This window comes from Mesorhizobium sp. M0174 (genome assembly GCF_040322275.1).
Lineage (GTDB): Bacteria > Pseudomonadota > Alphaproteobacteria > Rhizobiales > Rhizobiaceae > Mesorhizobium.
Genome location: NZ_JAMYTB010000001.1, coordinates 382906 through 403270 on the forward strand (window position 1 = coordinate 382906; position 20365 = coordinate 403270).

The window sequence follows — 20365 nt, forward strand, 5'->3', positions numbered from 1 at the left end:
TGCAATTTCAGACCGTCAGCACCACCTTGCCGATCGGCCTGGTGGCGAGAAAGGCATGGGCGGCACCGGCCTGTTCGAGCGGAAACGCCTTTGCCACGTGGACGGCCAGCTTTTTCGCGTCGATCAATTTGCCGAGCTCCACCAGGGCGGCACGGTCGGGCACTACGGACATGCGCTCGACGCGGACGCCTCGCGTCCTGGCCTTTGCCTTGGTGGCATCGCTGACATCGAGCAGCGACACCAGAACGCCGCCAGCGGTGAGCACTTTCAGTGATTGCTCCGCATGCACGCCGCCGAACGGGTCCAGAACCAGATCGATGTCGCGGGCCTTCCCGGTGAAATCATCCCTTGTGTAGTCGATCACCTCGTCGGCGCCGAGCGAGCCGACGAAATCGAGCTTTTCCGGGCTGGCGGTCGCGACGACGTAAGCGCCGTGCGCCTTGGCGATTTGTACCGCCAGATGGCCGACGCCACCGGCTCCGGCGTGGATCAGCACGCGCTTACCAGGTTCGAGCCGGCCATGGCGAACAAGGCCTTGCCAGGCCGTCAGGCCGGCCAGCGGCAGTGCGGCGGCTTGCGCGTGATCCATGCCTTCGGGTTTCGGCGCAAGCTCATCAGCCGGGACAGCGGCGAGTTCGGCGTAGGCTGCCGCCTGTTTGGGAAAGCGCGTCATGCCGAACACGGCATCGCCGACCTTGAGGCCGGAGACGCCGGAGCCCAGCGCCTCGACAACTCCCGAAACGTCCCAGCCAAGGACAAAAGGCGGCTCGCCAAGCAGCGGATAGTGGCCGCCGCGCACCGCACCATCGACCGGATTGATGCCGGCCGCCTCGATGCGGACGAGCACTTCGCCGGCCTCGGGTGATGGCGCGGGGCGATCGGCAACGACGAGGACGTCGGGTCCGCCGAAGGAATTCTGAATAATGGCACGCATGGAAGGCTCTCCTGCTGGTTTTGATGTGCCACTATCATTTTGGATAGTTACATTCTCTTGTCTAGTATGTACCTTTTTGATATATACGCACCTCATGGATAGTGAAGATGTTTCCCCTTTCGGCTATGACGCCTTTCGGCGGTCGTGCCCGTCACACGCCGTGCTCGAGACGCTCGCCAGCAAATGGGTCTACCTGGTGATCTGTGCGCTGCGCCGGGGCCGGCTCCGCAACGGCGAATTGGCGCGCAAGCTCGAAGGCATCACGCCGAAAATGCTGACGCAGACGCTGCGTATCCTGGAACGCGACGGGCTTGTGCGGCGCGAGGTTTTCCCGGTCGTTCCGCCGCGGGTCGAATATGAGCTGACCGAACTTGGCAAGAACCTGGCAGGACTGCTCAATCAGATCAGAGCCTGGTCGGAGCAGCATGTGCCCGACATCAAAAATGCGCGCGCACGGGCGGCGGAACAGCAAGAAGATTTGAGTGCCTGAGGTGGGCACAGTTCGGTGCGCAGCAATAGCGCGCAAGCGCGACGCGCGTTAAAGTCTTGTTTTCAGCCGATCATGGCGCTGCGGCCGCCGGCTTCCGTGTCGCGCGCCTTGGTGTCGCGCGATTCCAGCATCTCGGCCTTGGAAAGCTCCGCTTCGGCTTCGCTCAGCAGTGATTCGGCGACATTTCGCTGCTGGGCGAGGTCGCTTTGCGAATTTCTAAGGTTGTCGCGGCGTAGACGTGCCGCCTTGGCGAAGGTCGGATAAGCAAAGTGATTGATGTCGGTGATGCCGGCCTTCTTCTCTTCGGCAGCGATCTGAAGTTCCAGCTCGACGGCCATGCGCTCGAATTCGGCGATCATCATGTCGAGCTGCAGCAGCTGCCGCCGCTTCTCGCTCACCTGAAATTGCTTCAGCCGAACGAGGTTTTCACGTGACTTCATGATTCGGTACTCCCGGAAACGCACACCTGCACATATCGTCCAATTCACCCGGCAAGGCCCAGGCGTGACCCGTTTCCACCGGCTTTCCCGGAACTATGGGAAACAAACTCCTAAAGTTTTTTGCCGGCGGTAACCATTCGTTTACGGGCATTGTTAATCATACGGCTCAGGACTTAAGGGCGGGTAAAAATTCTGCTTCTCGTCGCGAAACCCGGCCAACGAGTCCGAAGAGTCACTTAGTCTGGCTTATTAATGTGCCGCATTAACGGTTTGGGTCTGTGATTCGTTATTGGATTCAACAAGGTGTAGAAAGGGGTTAAAAAATCTGATACCGTCACGGACGGGGAATTAGGTTTTATTAACCATTCGATGGCAGCCTCTGCTCAGGGCAATCACTGCTCCGGTCCTGGACGGGTCGTGAAATGGTCCGGCAGCAGAAAAGGGGAATGAAATGCGCGTTCTGCTGATAGAAGACGACAGTGCAACCGCACAAAGCATCGAGCTGATGCTGAAATCAGAAAGTTTCAATGTCTATACGACCGACCTTGGCGAAGAGGGCGTCGATCTAGGCAAGCTTTATGATTACGACATCATTCTCCTCGATCTCAATCTCCCCGACATGTCGGGCTATGAAGTTTTGAGAACGCTTCGCCTTTCCAAGGTGAAGACGCCGATCCTCATCCTCTCCGGCATGGCCGGCATCGAGGACAAGGTGCGCGGCCTCGGCTTCGGCGCCGACGATTACATGACCAAGCCCTTCCACAAGGACGAACTGGTCGCCCGCATCCATGCCATCGTGCGGCGTTCCAAGGGCCACGCCCAGTCGGTCATCACGACGGGCGACCTGGTGGTCAATCTCGATGCCAAGACCGTTGAGGTCGGTGGCCAGCGCGTGCATCTGACCGGCAAGGAATATCAGATGCTGGAACTGCTCTCGCTGCGCAAGGGCACCACGCTGACCAAGGAAATGTTCCTCAATCATCTCTATGGCGGCATGGATGAGCCGGAGCTGAAGATCATCGACGTCTTCATCTGCAAGCTGCGCAAGAAGCTTGACGCCGCGTCTGGCGGGCAGAATTACATCGAGACCGTCTGGGGCCGCGGCTATGTGCTGCGTGAGCCCGAAGATATCCGCGTCAGCGCCTGAGCTAGGGGCGTGATCCCAAGGTGGGCGCCGGTTTTTTCGGAAAGAACCTGGCAAACAACAAGATAGAGCCGATCCGATTTTCGTCGGAATTGAACAGCTCTGATCAGGCGGCAACCTTCAAGGCGCGGAAGCACTCGAGCAGTTGCGGCCGGTTGAACGGCTTCAGCAGGTAGCCCTGGGCGCCGGCTCGTTTTGCCCGCATGATCGCCCCGACATCGACCTCGACCAGCGAAATCAAAACCTGCGGCAATACCGGGCTTTCCATGGCGCGCACGCGGCGGATGAGGTCCTGCGCCTGCATGTCCGGCAAGGCGCCGTCGACGACGATGATATCAGGCATGTCGGCCGCGCACATCTCGATCGCCTCGTGGCCGCTGGCGGCTTCGATCACCATCATGCCGGAACCGCCCAGGATACGCCTTGCGACCTTCCTGATGACGCTCGAATTATCGACGAACATGCAGCGTTTCATTCCCGGACCCTCTTGCCGTTTGGCGAACCGGCAGCGTCGTGGCATCTGCCGGGGAACATAGGCCGATCTGGTAAAGAAGCCGAAAAGCCGTTAGGTAAAACTTTCCTGAAGGTGTTTTTAGTGAAATCTTCTTTCGCAATGCTTCACGCAATCAATCTGCAAGCGCGTCTCTCACAAATATTAAGACCACGCCGTAAATAGGACTTGGAGAAAATACTTTCCCCGCTCTTTCGGAGAACTTCAGGCTGCCGAAAGGACGATCTCGTCGGCGGTCGCGTGGATCGAAATCGTCATGTTGGCTTCGCGGGCCAGGAGCAGCGTGTAATAGGGCTGCACCGAATGCGCGTCGATCGGCTCGTCCGGCCTGTTGCCGGAATGCAATTCCAGGAATTTGGGCGGCACGCGCAGCATCGGGCCGCTCGCCGCGAGTGCAAAGCGCGGCTCGGTCTCCAGGTTCTCCAGCGTGACCGCCAGCCTGCCGCCGCGCGGAATGGCGGCGTTGGCGACGAGGATGAGATTGAGCAGCAGCTTGACCTTGTTCTTGGGCAACAGCGCACGGGTCCCGTTCCAGACCAGTTCCGGCTTCTCGTTCTTCAGGAAGGCGATGGCCACGGCCTCGGCATCCCCGGTGTCGATCAGCATGCCGGCGGAACCGGCGGCGCCGAAGGCGATGCGGGCGAATTGCAGGCGGGCGGAAGCGTTTTTGGCGCTTTGGCGGATCAGTTTCATGGCGTCTTCGTCGGCGCCGCCCTCGTCGAGCAGCTCAAGCCCGTTGTTTATGGCGCCGACCGGCGAAATGATGTCGTGGCAGACCCGGCTGCACAAAAGCGCAGCCAGGTCGGGTGCGGAAAGGGTGAAAAGCTCGGCCATCGGCAAAAATCCCTGCAAATTTCACAACACAATGACCGGGCGATCATGATCACGCCTGTCAACACGAATCACGCTCTCTCCCAAGCATTCTGAATACACAGCGCTTATGCGTGCAGCAACAAATCCAAAATTTTGATTGTCGAAAATGGTGTGTTCACGCAGCAGGGTGCTGCGCGGGCGATGCGAAACAGCCTTCGAACCGCCATCTTCATGTGAGAGTTTAATGGTTGAAAAAGGATTACGGCATAGTTTGCCCCTAACAGTCATCCTTAACGGCCGCCAAAGAGCCGTACGGATGCGAGGCGTCGGCGAAAGTGCTCCCTGACGGAGATTGGAAGCATGGTTTCCCGATTCTACGACCGGACTTTTTTCCGTGTCATCTCAATGACGATCGCGCTCATCGGCCTTGTCGCCTTTTCGGCATCGGCGGCGCGGGCGCAGGAATACACGGCCCAGGAGATCGTCGATTCCGGTCATAAATTCTTCGGCGCGACATCGGGCGGGCTCGCCACCGTCGTCGAGAGGATTTTCGCCACCTATGGCCTGCCGAACGGCTATCTGCTCGGCGAGGAGGGGTCCGGGGCGCTGATCGGTGGCCTGACCTATGGCGAAGGCACGCTCTACACCAAAAATGCCGGCGATCACAAAGTGTTCTGGCAAGGCCCGTCGCTCGGCTGGGATTTCGGCGGCGAAGGCTCACGCGTCATGATGCTGGTCTACAATCTGGACGATGTGAGCAGCCTCTATAACCGTTTTGGCGGCGTCGCCGGCTCCGCCTATGTCGTCGCCGGCGTCGGTTTCAACGTGCTGAAGAACAACAATGTGCTGCTCGTGCCGATCCGTACCGGCGTCGGCGCCCGTCTCGGCGTCAATCTCGGCTACCTCAAGCTCACCCAGCGCGCGACCTGGAATCCGTTCTGACCGGCATGACGGAGCGACGGCGATTGGGCCTGTGATCCAGCGGCCCGAGCTTTGCCGCGACATACTCTTGCCGTGGCGCCGGATTTCCGTCATGCGAAGATGGCAAAGTCGACCTTTGGCGGTTGCCATGCACAACGGATAGTCATCTTGGTCCAGTCGATCCTGTTCTTTGTTCTCGGCTTTCTCTGCGCGGGCTTTCTGGCGCTGATGATTGCTCCGGCCGTGTGGCGGCGGGCGGTGGCGCTGACGCGCAAGCGCGTCGAGAGTTCGATGCCGTTGACGCTGGCCGAGATCCAGGCGGACAAGGATCGCATTCGCGCCGAGTTCGCGGTTTCGGTGCGCCGGCTGGAAATGACCGTCAAGTCATTGCGCGAGAAGGCCGCCGAACAGCTGGTCGAGATCGGCCGCGACCGCGAAGCCCTGAAGGAATTGGCGGCCGAGCGGCAGGACAAGAACCGGGTCGTCGCCGATCTTACAACCAGGGGCGAGGAGCTTCGCAAGCGCGATGAGCAGCTGCAGCAGCTGTCGGAGCGGCTTGCGGAGACCGAGCGCGCCCTCGAAAAGCGCGGGCTCGAACTGCGGAAACTGGAGCACATGTATGACGACGCCAGTTTCTCATCCAGCAGCCGGCAGATCGAGCTGGTGGCGCGCGAATCCGAGCTGCAGAAGCTGGCGAGCGACATTTCGCTGCTGCGCGGCCAGCGTAAGGAGGCGGACAGGCGCAGCCAGGAATTGGCAGCCGAAAGCAAGGCTTTGCGGGACGCGCTGAAGGCCGAGAAGAAAAGAACCGGCGACCTCGAAAAGAAAATCGAACGCCTGCTCGCCACGCTGGCCGATCGCGAGGACAGGCTGGAGCGCCGCGAGAAGGAACTGGTGCGCCTTCGCGAAAAGCCGAAAGGCGCTGAAAGGGCGCCTGCGGCGGGTCTTGCCGGCGTGCCAGGCAGTCAGGTCAATGTGGCCGCCAACGGCGACATCGAAAAGACAACCGCCAAGCTCGACGCCGACCGCGAGCGGCTGGAGGCCAGGCTGACATCGCTGGCACGCGAGAACAGGCGGCTGAAGACAGATCTTGCTGCCGTTGAAACGTCGAAATCACGGGCCGGAGATGATGCCGGCAGAGCCGGCGCGGCATTGCGCGAAGAGATGAACGATCTGGCGGCGCAAGTCGTGGCCCTGACGGCAAAGCTCGACGGGCCGGATTCGCCGATCGCCCGGGCGCTTGCAGCGGCTGAGGATACGCGGCCGGGGAGCGGCGGACGCAGCCTTGCCGATCGGGTGCGAGCGCTGCAGAAGGCCGCTTCGACCGACTGAGATACCGCAAGTGCGAGTGCGGCGGCTCCAAAGCGCGTCGCGTTCGACCGGCCTCATCGGACGCGCTTTAAGTTATCGCAAAACCGCTGCACGCTTTTGCGCAGCCTGCATCAGGCTCCGGAAAAATGATGCAGCGCGATGGCTGACGCGGCGGCGACGTTCAGGCTGTCGAAGCCTTGCGCCATACCGATCCGTAGCGTCTGCAGGCGGGCAAGCAGGCTTTCCGGCAGGCCTTCGCCCTCGGTGCCGAGATAGAGCGCCAGCCGCTCGTTTCTCTCGGCATCGCGAATGTCGATCTGCCCGCGCGGCGACAAGGCGAATTGGCTGAAGCCTTGCCGGTCGAGCATTGCGGTGCAGCCGGCGGTATCGGCAAAGCAGGCGAAGGGGACTTTCAAGGCCGCACCCACCGAGACGCGGATTGCCTTGCGGTACAGCGGATCGCAGCAGGTCGGGTCGAGAAGCACGGCATCCGCGCCAAAGGCCGCGGCATTGCGGAAGATCGAGCCCATATTGTCATGATTGGCGATGCCGACCAGCACCACGATCAGCGCGCGGGCGGGCAGTGCGCCAAGCAAGGCCTCGGCGGAGATGGCCGCGCCCTTGCGGCCGATCGCCAATATGCCGCGATGCATGTGGAATCCGGCAATCCTGTCGATGATTTCGCCGGATGCGACATAGATCGGAAGCCCGGCAGGCGCCTTGCGCAAGACGTCATCGAGGCCGGCCAGCCGGTTTTCGAGTACCAGCACCGATTCTGCCTCGAAGCGCCGGGCGGCGAGCAGCGTGTCGAGCACCACCTTGCCTTCGGCGACGAAACGGCCTTGCCGGCCGGCAAGATCTCGCTCCCGGATGTCGAGATAGGCTGCGACGCGGGGATCGTGCGGATCGTCTATGCGGATCGGATTCATGGCTTCCTCGGCGGACCATGGCGTCGGGCACGAATCGGGACTCGGTTTCGGAAGGCATGATGCCGGATCCGAAGCTCAGACCGTATCTCAGCGTCGAAATGGATGCACGCCGTTCTAATAGTCATCCAGTCACTGGGGCGCCGGGCCAGGATGGAATCTGCCCGGGCTTTGGCGACGGGGGAATATTGATTCCCGCGGTACGGCTCTTCGGCAAAGCCGCTTCAATGCAGAATTTCGATGGGGCGAGGGAACCGCACAGGGCCATGCCGCGTCATAGAAGCGGGCTCCTGCTGCGGTCCTGGAAGGACATCGATGATCAGGCTCCTCGTCGTCTTTGCCGCCACGCTTGCCCTTGCATGCGGCGTGGGCCGCGCCGCCAAGCTCGATCCTGCCACCGTCAATCAGGCCCAATTCACTGTCGGCGAACCGAAGGGTGTCGATCCGATGCTGCTGAAGGCGCAGATCCTTCTGGATCGCGCCCGCTTCTCGCCGGGCCTGATCGACGGTCGCCTTTCCCAGAACTTCGCCAAGGCCGTCGCCGCGTTTCAGGCGGCAAACGGACTTCCGCCCGATGGCAAGCTCAGTCCACAGACCTGGAGCAAACTCATCGCAACCTCCGCCAAGCCGGTGCTGGCGACCTATGAGGTGATGCGCAAGGATGTGCGTGGACCGTTCACCCGGCGTATTCCCGCCCGCTTGGAGAGGATGGCCCGCCTGCGGCGGCTCGGCTACCGCAATGCGGTGGAGAGGTTGGCCGAGCGCTTCCATGTCAGCGAACAATTGCTGAGAATGCTCAATCCGGGCACCAGCCTCAGGAAGCCCGGCAGGACCTTGGTGGTGCCGGATGTCGACAGGGGCGACCCTCCCGCCGGCGTCGCCACCATCGAGGTCGACAAGGGCGCTCGCCTGGTGCGTGTGCTCGACCGTGCCGGCAAATGGCTGGCGGTCTACCCCGCCTCGATTGGGAGCGAGGAGAAGCCGGCGCCAAGCGGCATGGCAGAGGTCAGGCGAGTGGTGCACAATCCTACCTATCACTACGATCCGGACTTCGCTTTCAAGGGGGTCAAGACCAAGCGGCCCTTCACCATCGCCGCCGGGCCGAACAATCCCGTGGGATCGGTCTGGATCGACCTTTCCATCGAAAGCTACGGCATCCACGGCACGCCCGAACCAGGCAAGATCGGCACGACCTTTTCGCATGGCTGCATCCGGTTGACCAACTGGGATGCCGAAGACCTTGCCTCCATGGTGCAGCCGGGCACCAAGGTCGAGTTCAAGGAGGAGATTGCGCAGGCCGCCGACGAGCGTGTTCAGTAGCAAGGCTGACTTGGCAGCAAAGCGGATTTGGCGGCAAGCGGATTTGGCGGGGTGTTCTCCGCCTCGGCCGCTCAAGTCCCGGCGCGACGCAGCCGGTGAGCCATCTGCGACAGTTCACCTTCGCCGAAAATGCCGTCCAGCATATGCAGCAATTCGCGCACCGCCCCGGATTTGCAGGAATAATAGATCATTTGCCGATCGCGGCGGGTCTCGACAAGGTCGGAAGCCCTGAGCTTGGCCAGATGCTGTGACAGGGCGGATTGGCTGAGCGACACCTTCTCGGCTATGGCGCCGACCGACATCTCGCCCTCGGCCAGATAGCTCATGATCAACAAACGCTTTTCGTTGCCCATCAGCGTCAGAAACGCAGCCGCGGTTCCGGCGTTGGCGACTAGTTTGTTCGAGACCATAGATCCCCCATGCCTTCTTGCTCATCCGCCGCTATGGGGGCAATAGCGTCGGATTCCATAGACTTTCCCTATAGATGCACGCCAGCGATTCAGCGTCACTCGCAAAGGTAGAACATTTCGCTCAAATCTCAAGGCTTGCTTTCCATGCAAGCCGATTAACTGTGCGGCTGTGATTAATTTGCCGATCGGCCTGCCTTTGCCATATCGACCAGGACAGGCCTGAGGTCGCGTGTCGCTGCCAGCGGCTCGGGGAAGAAAACCCGACAGACATTGTCGCCGGATACGAGATCCATCCCGTCGGCGTCGAACCCGGTGACGATCCAGCCGTCGCCCTCGGCCCCGCCGAAATGACTTGCGTAGAGGGCAATCGCATCGAGATGGTCGGCGTTCATATGGTCGAGTGCCGATTGCTCGCCGACGGCAAGCTCTTCGACGATCGCTCCCGTCGCGACCAGATCGGTGCGGTCGAGCAGATAGGCCTTGCCGAAGCCGCCGTTCAGGCTGGCGCGCTCCGGTTCGACCCGGAAGAGCGAGAAGTCGCCGAGTCCGGCATAGAGCTTCGCCTTGGGGTTGCGGTTGAGGTAGCGCCGCTCGGCGCGGGCGTGTTCGTTTGATCCGCGTTCAAGCCGCACGGCGCGGCAGACGAGCGTCAGTCGCGGATGCGCCAGCGGATCGCCCTTGCCGGGTTCGCCGACGAGCAACGAGCAGCGCGGGTCGGCCAGGATAGCGCCGGTGTGGGCGGACAGCATCGAGACCAGGATCAATGGCGTGCCGTCGATGTCGGTGGCGACGCCGACCCGGCTGGCCAGCGGCGAACCGGTCCCCGGTTCGAGCACCGCCAGCGCGCCGAAACGGGCGCTGCGGATCAGCGTCTTTGCCAGCCTGATCGCCTCGGCGTCGGTCGCGCGGATCACGTCTTTCCTGGGTTCGTCCAAAGCACCACCGTCGCTTTTATTTCGGCGCCATGCGGATGGCGCCATCGAGGCGAATGGTCTCGCCATTGAGCATCTGGTTCTCGACGATGTGCAAGACAAGTGCCGCGTATTCCGAAAGCTCGCCCAAACGGGAAGGGAAGGGTACTGCGGCGCCGAGCGAATCCTGCACCTCCTGCGGCATGCCGGCCATCATCGGCGTCCTGAAGATGCCGGGCGCGATGGTGCAGACTCGAATGCCAAAGCGGGGCGAGATCGCGCGCCACCGGCAGCGTCATGCCGACGACGCCGGCCTTGGACGCGGAATAGGCCGCCTGGCCGATCTGGCCGTCATAGGCCGCGACCGATGCGGTGTTGACGATCACGCCGCGCTCGCCGCCCTGTAGCGGTTCGAGCCTCGCGGTCCGGTCGGCGACCAGGCGGATCATGTTGAAGGTGCCGATCAGATTGACCTCGATCACCTTGCGGTATTGATCGAGTGGGTGCGCTCCGTCCTTGCCGATCGTCTTCAAGCCGATGGCGATGCCGGCGCAATTGACCAGAATGCGCGGCTCGCCGAGCGTCTCACCCACTTCCGCGACAGCAGCGGCACCGCTCTCCGCGTTGCTCACATCACATTGGACGGCGATGCCGCCGATGTCGGCCGCCACCTTGGCCGCCCGGTCAATGCCGAGATCGAGGACGGCAACCCTGGCGCCACGGACGGCAAGAGCGCGCGCCGTCGCCTCGCCAAGGCCAGAGCCGCCGCCGGTGACGATCGCAATCTGGCCGTTCGGGTTCATCTTGACGTTCGCCTCCCTGCCCAGACTAATGCTGCGAAGCCACCGTGCAACAGCGCCGGCACGGTCACGCCATCGCGGCGATGTGCTCGGCAATCCTTGCCTGGTCGGCGTGGCAAACCTCGCCCACCAGCCTTGCCACCGCGCCCGGCATGATCTCGTGCGCCAAAAGCCGATCGGGATCGACCGGACGCGGCATCGAGATCTGCCCGCGCGGCAGCCTCTTGAAGCCGAGCGGGCCGTAATAGGGTTCGTCGCCGACCAGCATCACGGCCGGCGCGCCGGCCTTGGCGGCGGCTTCCAGCGCGATTGCCACCAGCTTGCGGCCAATGCCGAGATTTTTGAAGGCCGGCCGCACGGCGAGCGGCCCGAGCATCAGCGCGCGGCCGGCACCGGCGGCGATACGCGTCATCCGTACCGAGGCGACGACGATTGCGCCGTCGACGGCCACGAATGACAAAGCGCGTTCGTGCGAGCCAGCTTGGCGGATCTTGTAGGCGGCAAGCACGAAACGGCCCGGCCCGAAAGCCTCGTTGTTGATGGCTTCGATTTCAGGATCATGCGCCGGAGTTTCCGGCAGGTATTTCACGTCGGCAAGGCTCATGGTCTTTGCGTTCCGGTATACGAGGAAAGGTTTGCTGCAAGCGGCAGCGTTCGCCAGTCAGCGCTTCATCAAGCGCGGGCGCTCTTTCGTCGTCGGTCGAACCGGATCACGGCAAAGTCAAACATGTGGATGTCCGCTACCACCAATTTTCAGCCGCCGCAATCGGCCGGCGCAGCCGACACGCACTCGACGCAGCCGTTGACGATCTGTTCAGCGTCGAGGATTTCCGCGGGGCCGCTTGCTGCCCTACATCGGGTAGGAACGCGAAAGGATATTTCATGGGATTGCTAGTCGAAGGCCAATGGCAGGACCGCTGGTACGATACCGGGGAGAGCGGCGGGAAATTCGTGCGCGCGCAGTCACAGTGGCGCGACTGGGTGACCCGCGACGGCGCGCCGGCCGAAGGACGAAAACGCGGCTTCAAGGCCGAGCCCGGCCGCTATCACCTCTATGTCTCGCTCGCCTGCCCGTGGGCGCATCGGACGCTGATCTTTCGCGTGCTCAAGAAACTCGAGGACGTGATTTCCATCTCGGTCGTCCATCATTTCATGGGCGCCGACGGCTGGACGTTCCTGGCCGAGGACGGCGCCACCGGCGACACGCTCTACGGCCTCGATTTCCTGCACCAGATCTACACCAGGGCCGATCCCGGCTATTCGGGCCGCGTCACCGTTCCCGTGCTGTGGGACAAACGCGAGCAGACCATCGTTTCGAACGAATCCTCCGAGATTATCCGCATGCTCAATTCGACGTTCGACGAATGGGGCGATGCCAAGCTCGATTTCTATCCGGAACCGTTGCGCGGCGAGATCGATGCGGTCAATGCGCTGGTCTATCCCGCGGTCAACAATGGCGTCTACCGTGCCGGCTTCGCCACCACGCAGACAGCCTACGAGGAGGCGTTCGGCGAATTGTTCTCGGCGCTCGAGACGCTGGAGGACCGCCTGTCAAAGCAGCGCTATCTCGTTGGCGGCCGCATCACAGAGGCGGACTGGCGGCTGTTCACGACACTGGTCCGCTTCGACCCGGTCTATGTCGGCCATTTCAAATGCAATCTGCGCCGCATCGCCGACTATCCGAACCTGTCGAATTATCTGCGCGACCTCTACCAGGTGCCGGGCGTTGCCGGCACGGTGAATTTGCACCACATCAAAGCGCATTATTACGGCAGCCACGAGACGATCAACCCGACGCGCATCGTGCCGGTCGGGCCAGAGCTCGACTATGGCGCGCCGCATGACCGCGACAGGTTCAGGAAGGCTGCCTGATTTTACCAGTAAGGCGATACCGCTGCGCCATCAAAAACCTCGGCAATCCGTCGCAAAGTTGCCGGCGTCGTTCCCTGAGGCAAGCGGTCGAGCGGGAAGAAGCCGGCTTCGGCGATCTCGCGGTCAGGCAGCTTGGGTGCTGGCTGGTCGAACTCCTCGACCAGATAAAGGCCGACATGATCGCGGCGGCTGGCGCGGCGGTTGAAATGCAGCGACTTCAGCACCGGCGGTCCGGTCAGCGCGATGTTGCCTTCCTCGAAGACTTCGCGTGTCAGCGCTTCGATCATCGTCTCGCCCAACTCGACGCCACCGCCGGGCAGGTGCCAGCCAGGAACATAGGTATGGCGGATGAGGAAGACGGAATTGGAGGGGCGGTCGTGAATCAAGCCGCGCACGCCGAGCGTCATCGGCCGCCGCAGTACGAAATACAGGTGAAACAGCCTTGCCCTGAGGCCCGGCCATCCGGTCTGGCGCAGCGCTTGCTCCGGATCCGGCGTCGTCATCGTCCGCGAAACCGTGAGTGGAAAGCGGCGCGCGCCTCGCCTATGAAGAAAAGATGTTCAGGCTCGCGCATATTTCCGATGTCCATCTGGGGCCGCTCCCCGATGTAACCTATCGCGATCTCGCCTCCAAGCGCGTGGTCGGCTACGTCAATTGGCAGCGCAACCGCCGCCGCCACATGCACGACGCCGTCATCGACACGATCGTCGCCGACATGAAGGCCAGCGGGCCGGACCATCTCGCCATCACGGGCGACCTGGTCAATCTGGCGCTCGACGGCGAACTCGAGATGGCCAAGCACTGGCTGGAGACGCTGGGCTCGCCCAACGACGTGTCGGTGGTGCCGGGAAACCATGACGCCTATGTGCCGGGCGCCTTCGACAAGACCTGCCGGTCGTGGGCGGCATGGATGACCGGCGACGGCGTCAATACGCCGGTCGACCGCAACACCTTTCCGTATCTGCGCGTACGCGGCGATGTTGCGCTGATCGGCGTCTCCACGGCGCGCGCCACGGCTCCGTTCATGGCCAACGGCTTCTTTCTGGAAGGCCAGGCGGAACGGCTGCGCGGCATGCTCGACGCCACAGGCAAGCGCGGCCTGTTCCGGGTGATCATGATCCACCACCCGCCGATGCGCGGCGCCGTTTCGCAGAACAAGCGGCTGTTCGGCATCTCGCGCTTCCACAGGGTGCTTCACCGGCACGGCGCCGAACTTGTGCTGCATGGCCATTCGCATGTGCCGTCGCTGTTCTTCATCGGCGCCCGCAAGACAAAAATCCCGGTGGTCGGCGTCGCCGCCGCCGGGCAGGCCCCCGGCAGTTCGCATGCGCCGGCGCAATACAATCTGCTCGACATCGACGGTGAAAAGGACAATTGGCGGATCAGGCTGACGCGCCGCGGCCTGACCGGGCCGGCATTGCCGCCCAGCGACCTGCAGACGCTGGAGCTTGGCGTCGAGGCCGAGGCGTCGATGGCTAGAGCAATTCCAGGAAAAGTGTGAAGCGGTTTTTCGGAATTGCGTCAGAACAAAGAGATAGAGCCGTTCAGCATTTCGGTGAAACGCTGAACCGCTTTAGAAGCTGATTTTCATCGCGACGATGCGATCCCAGAACAGTACGAGCGAAATCGCCAGGCCGACCAGGGCGCCGGCGGCGATCAGGCCGAGGCCCGAGAAGAACGCCGACCAGCCGTTGCTGCGCGCGGCGATCTGCAGCGGCGGCTCGGCCTCCGCCACCAGGGCGCGTTTGAGGCCGGCGACGGCTTGCTCGATGCCGCCTTCCATCATTCTCTGGCGTTCGACAACGCGCTCGGCGACATAGCGCGTCACCTGGTCGGCAACGACCTTCATGTCGGTCGATTCGGCGAGGACGACGCGGCCGATGCGTGTGTCCTTGAGAAAGCGGTAGGTGCGGCGGTCGCGTCCCATGGCGACATGGCTGACGGCGTCGATCCACAGCCGTGGCTGCAGGCCGGACGAGACGGCGAAGTCGAAACTGTCCATGTCGGTGGGCACGTCGCCGAAGACCGGTGCGAGTTCGGCGGCAAGCAGATCGAGCCGCATGCGATGCGCTTCGCGCATGTCGACGACGACATCGTCGCGGTCGGCGAAGGCGTTCTTGACGTCGCGAATGGCATCGGACAGTTTTCGCGACTGATCGATCTGGGTGATGTTCTCGCCTGCGTCCTTCATCGGCGTTGCCTCGCGGGTTAGGTTAACACCGAATTAACACAGCCGCCGGCAAAATGCACTTGCCAGATCGACGGGCCGGCAAGGGTTCGGTGGAAGGAGCACCTGCGCCGCGGCCGTCCCGCGCGAGGGCGGATCAGCTCGCCGCCGCAGCCAATTCTGGACGAGGCCGCCTGCTGCGGCGCCGCATGTTGCGACGGACAGCCTCGACGACCAGGCCGGGCGCTTCCTCGACCAGCATGTGGCCGGCTTCCAGCACGTGGTGCAGATGAAAATGCTTCGGCAGGCCGTCCGCCTGGCTGACGGGCAGCATCGCGTCGTTGGTTCCCCAAACCACCATGATTGGCATATTCAGCGTTTTAAGCCGCTCGCTTGGGATGACGCCTTGCCGATCAGCCCTGGTCATGGCGGCCCCGAGCTCGACAAGTGTCCGTAGCTGACCGGGACGCTGCCGCATCTCGTTGACGAGATCGACCCTATGCTGCGAAGGTCGGCTTTGTGGTCCCGACATGTCGGCAAGACAGGCGCGGATTTCATCCGTGCCGGCAGCGGCGGCGTAACGACGCAGCAGCGGACCATTGATCTCAGGACCGAAACCGCCCGGCGCCAGCAGCGTCAGCGAGGCTATTTTTTCCGGCTCGTTCAATGCCATCAGGGCGGCCACGGCGCCGCCCATCGAATGGCCGACGAGATGGGCCCGCTTAATCCCGCGAGCGGAAAAATCCGTAAGGACGGCACTGGCTGCAATCCTGGCCGGACCGCTGCCCGGAAAATCGAGCGACAGCCCATGCCCCGGCAGATCATAGGCCAACGTCCGCGCGCCGAGTGCCAGGGACGCGGCCACCTCGCGCCAGTCGTCGTGGCAGCCACCGAAACCATGCAGCAAGGCGATGGTTGTCGGGCCGGTGCCCCGTTCGGCAGCGTAAAGAGATGGGCTCATGCAAACTTTATGGATCAGATGCCCGGGGGCGGTCTTATGCGAGGATCAGTCTTTGCGGGAGATCAGACTTATGCGGAGATCAGTCTTATGCGCGATCAGACCTATGTGGGATCAGATTGGCCGGTTCAAATTGTGTCTGAATTGCGCTTTGGCCGTCCGGATGGCCAGTAAAATCTTCGCGATCACCTGACGTCGTGCACGCGCCGGGAGACGTCAGCTGGCGCCGCCAAGCCCGGCGGCGCGCAGGGCCTCCACCAGCCGGTTGGTCAGATCGGCGGGATATCTTCGCTCGACGAAGGTTGCGCGCGGATCGGCTGCGAATTTCGGGAATTTGGTGGTCAGTTCCTGCAGCAGCCTGCTCGCCAGCTTCTCGCGGCCGGCAGCTTTGGCACCGATCAGCCGCGCGGCCAGATAATGCGATTTCATTTCCGTCGTTCGCAAGCCGTCGCCGGCGAGCGTCGCCTTGTTCATGTCGCCCATCATGAACTCTCCGGCGAACAGCCCGTAATCCCACCATGTCGGATGGGCGCTGGCGATGTCCACCGCGTGAGCGATGATCGGGGTGCCCTCGCTGTACCTGCCGGCGAAAACCAGCCCGTAGCCATAGGCGGCGGCCATTGCGAGATCATACGGATTGAGCTCATAGGCCTTGCGCATCCAGCGGATCGATTCCGCGGAATCGCCCATGCGCGAGTTGAGATAACCAAGGGCGCGGTGCGCGTAGGGGCTGGTCGGGCCCATCTGGATGGCGCGATGGGCAAACGTCATCGCTTTTTCGATCGTCGCGTCGGCGGGGTAGGGATAGTGGTCGGTGACCGCTTCAAGATGCAAGGACGCGAGCTCCGAATAGACGAGCGACGACTTCGCCTTCCCGTTGGCAAGATCTTCGAGGCAGCGGTAGGCGGCTTCGTGCGTCTGGGCATTCTGGTCGAGATAATATTTGCCGTTGAGCACCAGGCACGCCGTCAGCCCGGTCTGGATGCCGCTCTGCTCGATGTAGTTGTAGATCGTGCCCGAGGCGGGAAGAGCCGAGCTCAAAATGCCGGAGATCTGGTCCTCGATGGCGGTGTTCGCGCTGTCGCCGGCGGTCAGGTTGCGTGACAGCAGCACGCGGCCTGTTGCCACGCTTTGCAGCTCGAGCATGATGTCGCCGCTGCGCGGCCCGGGCAGGACATCGAATACGAAGCTGGCGGCGTCGGTAACTGGATCGGGCGGGCTGTCGGCATCACGGCCGATGAAATTGATGGTGTCGAAGCCGCTAAGGCCGGCGCGCAGCGATGCGGCGACACGGCGAGCCACGTCGCTGTCGGCCTTGATGGCGATGTAGACCTGGGGAAGGTTTTCAACCGGAGGCGCTGCAATGCTGGCGGTCGCCACCGCGGTCTCGACCGCCGTGTCGCCGCCGGTCAGCAACACCACGCTGCCCTGACGAAGGATCAGCACACCCAGCATGAGGATGACCAGCGCGATCGCCAGCCAGAAGAACTGCAAATGGCGCTGCAGCGAAGGTGCAGCAGGGGCGACGGCTGGAACGCTCAGCAATGCAGCCGGATGTGTCCGGTTGCGGGCATCTTCCGGCGATCCGGGCGGGGCGTTTGTCGCCTCCTCTGTCGCCGGCTGCGGCTTGCTCTTTGCCTCCACCTCCGCCGGCAAGCGAATGGCATTGAGTTCGTAGGATGGAACATAGCCGCCGCGCGGAATGGCGATGCGGACCGGTTCGGCAACGCCCTCATTGGCGAAATACTGCTGCAGAAGCTCGCGCAGCCTGCCGGCCTGCACCCGCACCACCGCATCGGTCGACGGATCGAAATCGCCGTCCTTGCCGAAGACGTCCATCGCTATGGAGAAGCCCTTGAGCCGGTCGGCTTCGCCTGCCTGCTCGCGCTCGACGAGATAGCGGAGCAGCTTGCGCGCGCGCTCGGATCGTCCGAACGTTTCGCTGGCAAGCAATCGCTCCAGCGTTTCGCGCACTGCGGGGGCGGCAGGCGTGGTATGCTGCAAGTGTCGATCCCTTCGAATTCGGCACAGGTTGAGGTACAATCATATAGCGCTGGCGGCGCCTTACAAGCGTGTGCTTATGGTGCGATAGCGTACCCACCGGATAAAAGTCCGGTGGGCCGATGGCGCAAGTCTGGCAGTCTCGGCTAGCCGAGCTTTCGGCCGACGATGCGGTTGGCGGCCGAAACCACGGCTTCGAGCGAGGCGGCGACGATGTTGGTGTTGATGCCGGCGCCGAACAGCTTGCCGTCCGGATGTTCCATCTCGACATAGGAAATGGCCGAGGCATTCGAGCCGCGCTGCATGGAATGCTCGGAATAATCCAGCACCGACATGGGCACCCCGACATGGCGCGACAGCGCATCGACGAAGCCGTCGATCGGGCCGGTGCCGGTGCCTGATATGGTCACCTCCTTGCCTTTGTCGAGGATCACCGCTTCGACCACGCGCCGGCCCTTGACCTCGGTGTCGGGGTAGGTGTGGTGGTCGAGGAACTTCAGCCGCGCGCCGGGCTGGTCGACATAGGTATCGAGAAAGCGCTCGTAGATGCGCCTGGCCGGCACTTCCTTGCCTTCGGCGTCGGTGATCGCCTGGATGGCCTGGCTGAACTCGATCTGCAGGTTGCGCGGCAGGTTGAGGCCGTAATCCGCATGCAGCACATAGGCGATACCGCCCTTGCCGGACTGCGAGTTGATGCGGATGATAGCTTCATAGCTGCGGCCGACATCGGCCGGGTCGATCGGCAGGTAGGGCACCTCCCAGTGCGGCGTGTTGGCCTTGCGCAGCGCCTTCATCCCCTTGTTGATGGCGTCCTGGTGCGAGCCGGAAAAGGCGGTGTAGACGAGCTCGCCGACATAGGGATGGCGCTCTGGGATCTTCAGCTGGTTGGAGTATTCGTAGACGTCCTTCATGCGGTTGATGTCGGAGCAGTCGAGCTCGGGATCGACGCCTTGCGTGTACATGTTGAGCGCCAGCGTGACGATGTCGACATTGCCGGTGCGCTCGCCATTGCCGAACAGCGTGCCTTCGACGCGGTCGGCGCCCGCCATCAGGCCGAGTTCTGTGGTGGCGATGCCGGTGCCGCGGTCATTGTGCGGGTGCAGCGAGATCAACAGGTTCTCGCGGTTGTCGAGATTGCGGCACATCCATTCGATGCGGTCTGCATAGATGTTGGGCGTCGACATCTCGACCGTGGAGGGCAGGTTGATGATCAGCTTGTTTTCCGCCGTCGGCCTGACGATCTCGGTGACCGCGTTACAGATCTCCAGCGCCACTTCGAGCTCGGTGCCGGTAAAGCTCTCCGGCGAGTATTCGAAACGGTAGCCGCCGCCGGCCTTCGCCGCCATGTCGGTGATCATCTTGGCCGCATCGGTGGCGATCCGCTTGATGCCGGCGACGTCCTTCTCGAAGACGACACGGCGCTGCAGCTCGCTGGTCGAGTTATAGAAATGGACGATCGGGTTGGTGGCGCCCTTCAGCGCCTCGAAAGTGCGGGTGATCAGTTCCGGCCGGCACTGTACCAGGACCTGCAGCGAGACGTCGGCGGGCACGTTGCCTTGTTCGATGCACCAGCGGGCGAAATCGAAGTCGGTCTGCGAGGCCGACGGGAAGCCGATCTCGATCTCCTTGAAGCCCATGTCGAGCAGCAGGGCGAACATGCGCGCCTTGCGTTCCTGGCCCATCGGATCGATCAGCGCCTGGTTGCCGTCGCGCAGGTCGACCGAGCACCAGATCGGCGCCTCGTCGATCACTTTCGAAGGCCAGGTGCGATCGGCAAGGCCGACGGTCGGATAGGGTTGGTATTTGCGGGCAGCGTCCGGCATGCCCCTTGCGGGCTTGGTGGTTTCCTCTACGTTCAGACGGATATCTTCTCTTGCGTTCATCGTCTTTTCTCCCGGCGGCTCGCGGATCCAGCTTCAGGCGGATTGGTGGCGAGCGGCGCCTTTACCAGAATTTCGTTCGCTTGATGTGACGTGCCAATTTGTAGACTGGCCAAGGAGCGTGCGCGTGAGCGGCGAATTCGACCGCCGGGCGCTCCTTCAGCGAACCCGGCGATCGCCGATAAGGCCAAGAAGCAGCAGGGTGGAGGCAAGCGCGCGAACGGTCTGGCCGGCAATACCGGTCGGACGGGACGCAAAAGAGGTGGCGCGCGGGCTCATGGCGGTTTTCATACAGGAGCGGGCAAAGCGAGGCAAGTGGGAGCCTCGCTGTCGGCTTGGGGCTGTTCGATGCCAGGGAAATCAATCAAAAGGATGACCGATGCCGGCGCTGCCCTTCACGCAGGGCGGCGCAAACCTGTCGCGATTGTCCGGGGTAGCCACATTTTGTTCTTGCTTTGTGCCGGCAGCTATGCTACTAATCTGGGTATGGTGCTAATTGGCTCCAACGACCCGCCTCCCGAGGCGGGTTTTTATTTTCGGCGTCATGCTTCGAGGA

The 20365-nt window shown here is 62.6% G+C and carries 20 protein-coding genes and 1 pseudogene; 7 read left to right on the forward strand and 14 right to left on the reverse strand.

The window, feature by feature from the left end; translation table 11 throughout:
* Positions 1-7 precede the first annotated feature (7 nt).
* The gene (locus NKJ13_RS01825) at positions 8-934 is read right to left on the reverse strand and encodes an NADP-dependent oxidoreductase (protein ID WP_352776999.1); all 927 of its coding nucleotides are present in this window, start codon (positions 932-934) and stop codon (positions 8-10) included.
* Between the two features lie 94 nt (positions 935-1028).
* On the opposite strand from NKJ13_RS01825, the gene NKJ13_RS01830 reads away from it, so the two are divergent.
* The gene (locus NKJ13_RS01830) at positions 1029-1424 is read left to right on the forward strand and encodes a winged helix-turn-helix transcriptional regulator (protein WP_352737758.1); all 396 of its coding nucleotides are present in this window, start codon (positions 1029-1031) and stop codon (positions 1422-1424) included.
* A 62-nt stretch (positions 1425-1486) separates the two neighbouring features.
* Here the strand turns inward: NKJ13_RS01830 and NKJ13_RS01835 are convergent, their stop codons facing one another.
* The gene (locus NKJ13_RS01835; RefSeq protein ID WP_023719275.1) at positions 1487-1864 is read right to left on the reverse strand and encodes a flagellar export protein FliJ; all 378 of its coding nucleotides are present in this window, start codon (positions 1862-1864) and stop codon (positions 1487-1489) included.
* Between the two features lie 451 nt (positions 1865-2315).
* Between NKJ13_RS01835 and ctrA the strand changes: the two genes are divergently transcribed.
* The gene (gene ctrA, locus NKJ13_RS01840) at positions 2316-3011 is read left to right on the forward strand and encodes a response regulator transcription factor CtrA (RefSeq protein ID WP_006203583.1); all 696 of its coding nucleotides are present in this window, start codon (positions 2316-2318) and stop codon (positions 3009-3011) included.
* A 103-nt stretch (positions 3012-3114) separates the two neighbouring features.
* On the opposite strand, the gene NKJ13_RS01845 is transcribed toward ctrA, so the two are convergent.
* The gene (locus NKJ13_RS01845; RefSeq protein WP_352737701.1) at positions 3115-3483 is read right to left on the reverse strand and encodes a response regulator; all 369 of its coding nucleotides are present in this window, start codon (positions 3481-3483) and stop codon (positions 3115-3117) included.
* A 240-nt stretch (positions 3484-3723) separates the two neighbouring features.
* A complete protein-coding gene (gene chpT / locus NKJ13_RS01850) occupies positions 3724-4353 on the reverse strand; it encodes a histidine phosphotransferase ChpT (RefSeq protein ID WP_254819119.1) in 630 nt (209 codons plus the stop codon).
* Between the two features lie 339 nt (positions 4354-4692).
* Here chpT and NKJ13_RS01855 point away from each other — a divergent pair, with 339 nt between their 5' ends.
* Positions 4693-5274 carry a DUF1134 domain-containing protein gene (locus tag NKJ13_RS01855; RefSeq protein ID WP_352777002.1) on the forward strand — a complete coding sequence of 194 codons (582 nt, stop codon included), beginning with the start codon at positions 4693-4695 and terminating at the stop codon, positions 5272-5274.
* Between the two features lie 147 nt (positions 5275-5421).
* Entirely contained in the window at positions 5422-6585 is a 1164-nt protein-coding gene (locus NKJ13_RS01860) for a coiled-coil domain-containing protein (RefSeq protein WP_352737702.1), read from the forward strand.
* A gap of 110 nt (positions 6586-6695) precedes the next feature.
* Here NKJ13_RS01860 and NKJ13_RS01865 read toward each other — a convergent pair whose 3' ends face one another.
* A complete protein-coding gene (locus NKJ13_RS01865; protein ID WP_352737703.1) occupies positions 6696-7493 on the reverse strand; it encodes a TrmH family RNA methyltransferase in 798 nt (265 codons plus the stop codon).
* A gap of 312 nt (positions 7494-7805) precedes the next feature.
* Here NKJ13_RS01865 and NKJ13_RS01870 point away from each other — a divergent pair, with 312 nt between their 5' ends.
* Positions 7806-8810, forward strand: coding sequence for a L,D-transpeptidase (locus NKJ13_RS01870; protein ID WP_352777003.1), 1005 nt, complete (start codon positions 7806-7808; stop codon positions 8808-8810).
* A 71-nt stretch (positions 8811-8881) separates the two neighbouring features.
* Here the strand turns inward: NKJ13_RS01870 and NKJ13_RS01875 are convergent, their stop codons facing one another.
* The 4 genes and pseudogenes from NKJ13_RS01875 to NKJ13_RS01890 all read right to left on the reverse strand — a co-directional run bounded on the left by NKJ13_RS01875 (position 8882) and on the right by NKJ13_RS01890 (position 11535).
* Complete coding sequence (locus NKJ13_RS01875; RefSeq protein ID WP_254819124.1) at positions 8882-9220, reverse strand: ArsR/SmtB family transcription factor; 339 nt, start codon at positions 9218-9220, stop codon at positions 8882-8884.
* A gap of 173 nt (positions 9221-9393) precedes the next feature.
* Positions 9394-10200: a HugZ family pyridoxamine 5'-phosphate oxidase gene (locus NKJ13_RS01880; protein ID WP_352777005.1), complete on the reverse strand. Its 807-nt coding sequence runs from the start codon at positions 10198-10200 to the stop codon at positions 9394-9396.
* Positions 10172-10934: pseudogene (locus tag NKJ13_RS01885) on the reverse strand (3-hydroxyacyl-CoA dehydrogenase). The gene NKJ13_RS01880 and the pseudogene NKJ13_RS01885 overlap by 29 nt, the downstream one beginning before the upstream one ends.
* Positions 10935-10998: 64 nt before the next feature.
* Positions 10999-11535, reverse strand: a complete 537-nt coding sequence (locus NKJ13_RS01890) for a GNAT family N-acetyltransferase (protein ID WP_254819127.1) — start codon at positions 11533-11535, stop codon at positions 10999-11001.
* A 278-nt stretch (positions 11536-11813) separates the two neighbouring features.
* Here NKJ13_RS01890 and NKJ13_RS01895 point away from each other — a divergent pair, with 278 nt between their 5' ends.
* A complete protein-coding gene (locus NKJ13_RS01895) occupies positions 11814-12803 on the forward strand; it encodes a glutathione S-transferase family protein (protein ID WP_352737704.1) in 990 nt (329 codons plus the stop codon).
* A gap of 2 nt (positions 12804-12805) precedes the next feature.
* Here NKJ13_RS01895 and NKJ13_RS01900 read toward each other — a convergent pair whose 3' ends face one another.
* On the reverse strand, positions 12806-13306 hold the full coding sequence (locus tag NKJ13_RS01900) for an NUDIX domain-containing protein (RefSeq protein ID WP_352508992.1): 501 nt from the start codon (positions 13304-13306) through the stop codon (positions 12806-12808).
* Positions 13307-13359: 53 nt separating this feature from the next.
* Here NKJ13_RS01900 and NKJ13_RS01905 point away from each other — a divergent pair, with 53 nt between their 5' ends.
* Positions 13360-14304 carry a metallophosphoesterase family protein gene (locus NKJ13_RS01905; RefSeq protein WP_254819270.1) on the forward strand — a complete coding sequence of 315 codons (945 nt, stop codon included), beginning with the start codon at positions 13360-13362 and terminating at the stop codon, positions 14302-14304.
* 72 nt (positions 14305-14376) lie between these two features.
* Here NKJ13_RS01905 and NKJ13_RS01910 read toward each other — a convergent pair whose 3' ends face one another.
* The 4 genes from NKJ13_RS01910 to leuA form a co-directional block, all read right to left on the reverse strand.
* Positions 14377-14994 carry a hypothetical protein gene (locus tag NKJ13_RS01910; protein ID WP_254819130.1) on the reverse strand — a complete coding sequence of 206 codons (618 nt, stop codon included), beginning with the start codon at positions 14992-14994 and terminating at the stop codon, positions 14377-14379.
* 133 nt (positions 14995-15127) lie between these two features.
* Positions 15128-15931, reverse strand: coding sequence for an alpha/beta fold hydrolase (locus NKJ13_RS01915; protein WP_352737705.1), 804 nt, complete (start codon positions 15929-15931; stop codon positions 15128-15130).
* Positions 15932-16144: 213 nt separating this feature from the next.
* Positions 16145-17932, reverse strand: coding sequence for a tetratricopeptide repeat protein (locus tag NKJ13_RS01920; protein WP_352651068.1), 1788 nt, complete (start codon positions 17930-17932; stop codon positions 16145-16147).
* Between the two features lie 143 nt (positions 17933-18075).
* Entirely contained in the window at positions 18076-19812 is a 1737-nt protein-coding gene (leuA, locus tag NKJ13_RS01925; protein ID WP_352737706.1) for a 2-isopropylmalate synthase, read from the reverse strand.
* Between the last annotated feature and the right edge of the window lie 553 nt (positions 19813-20365).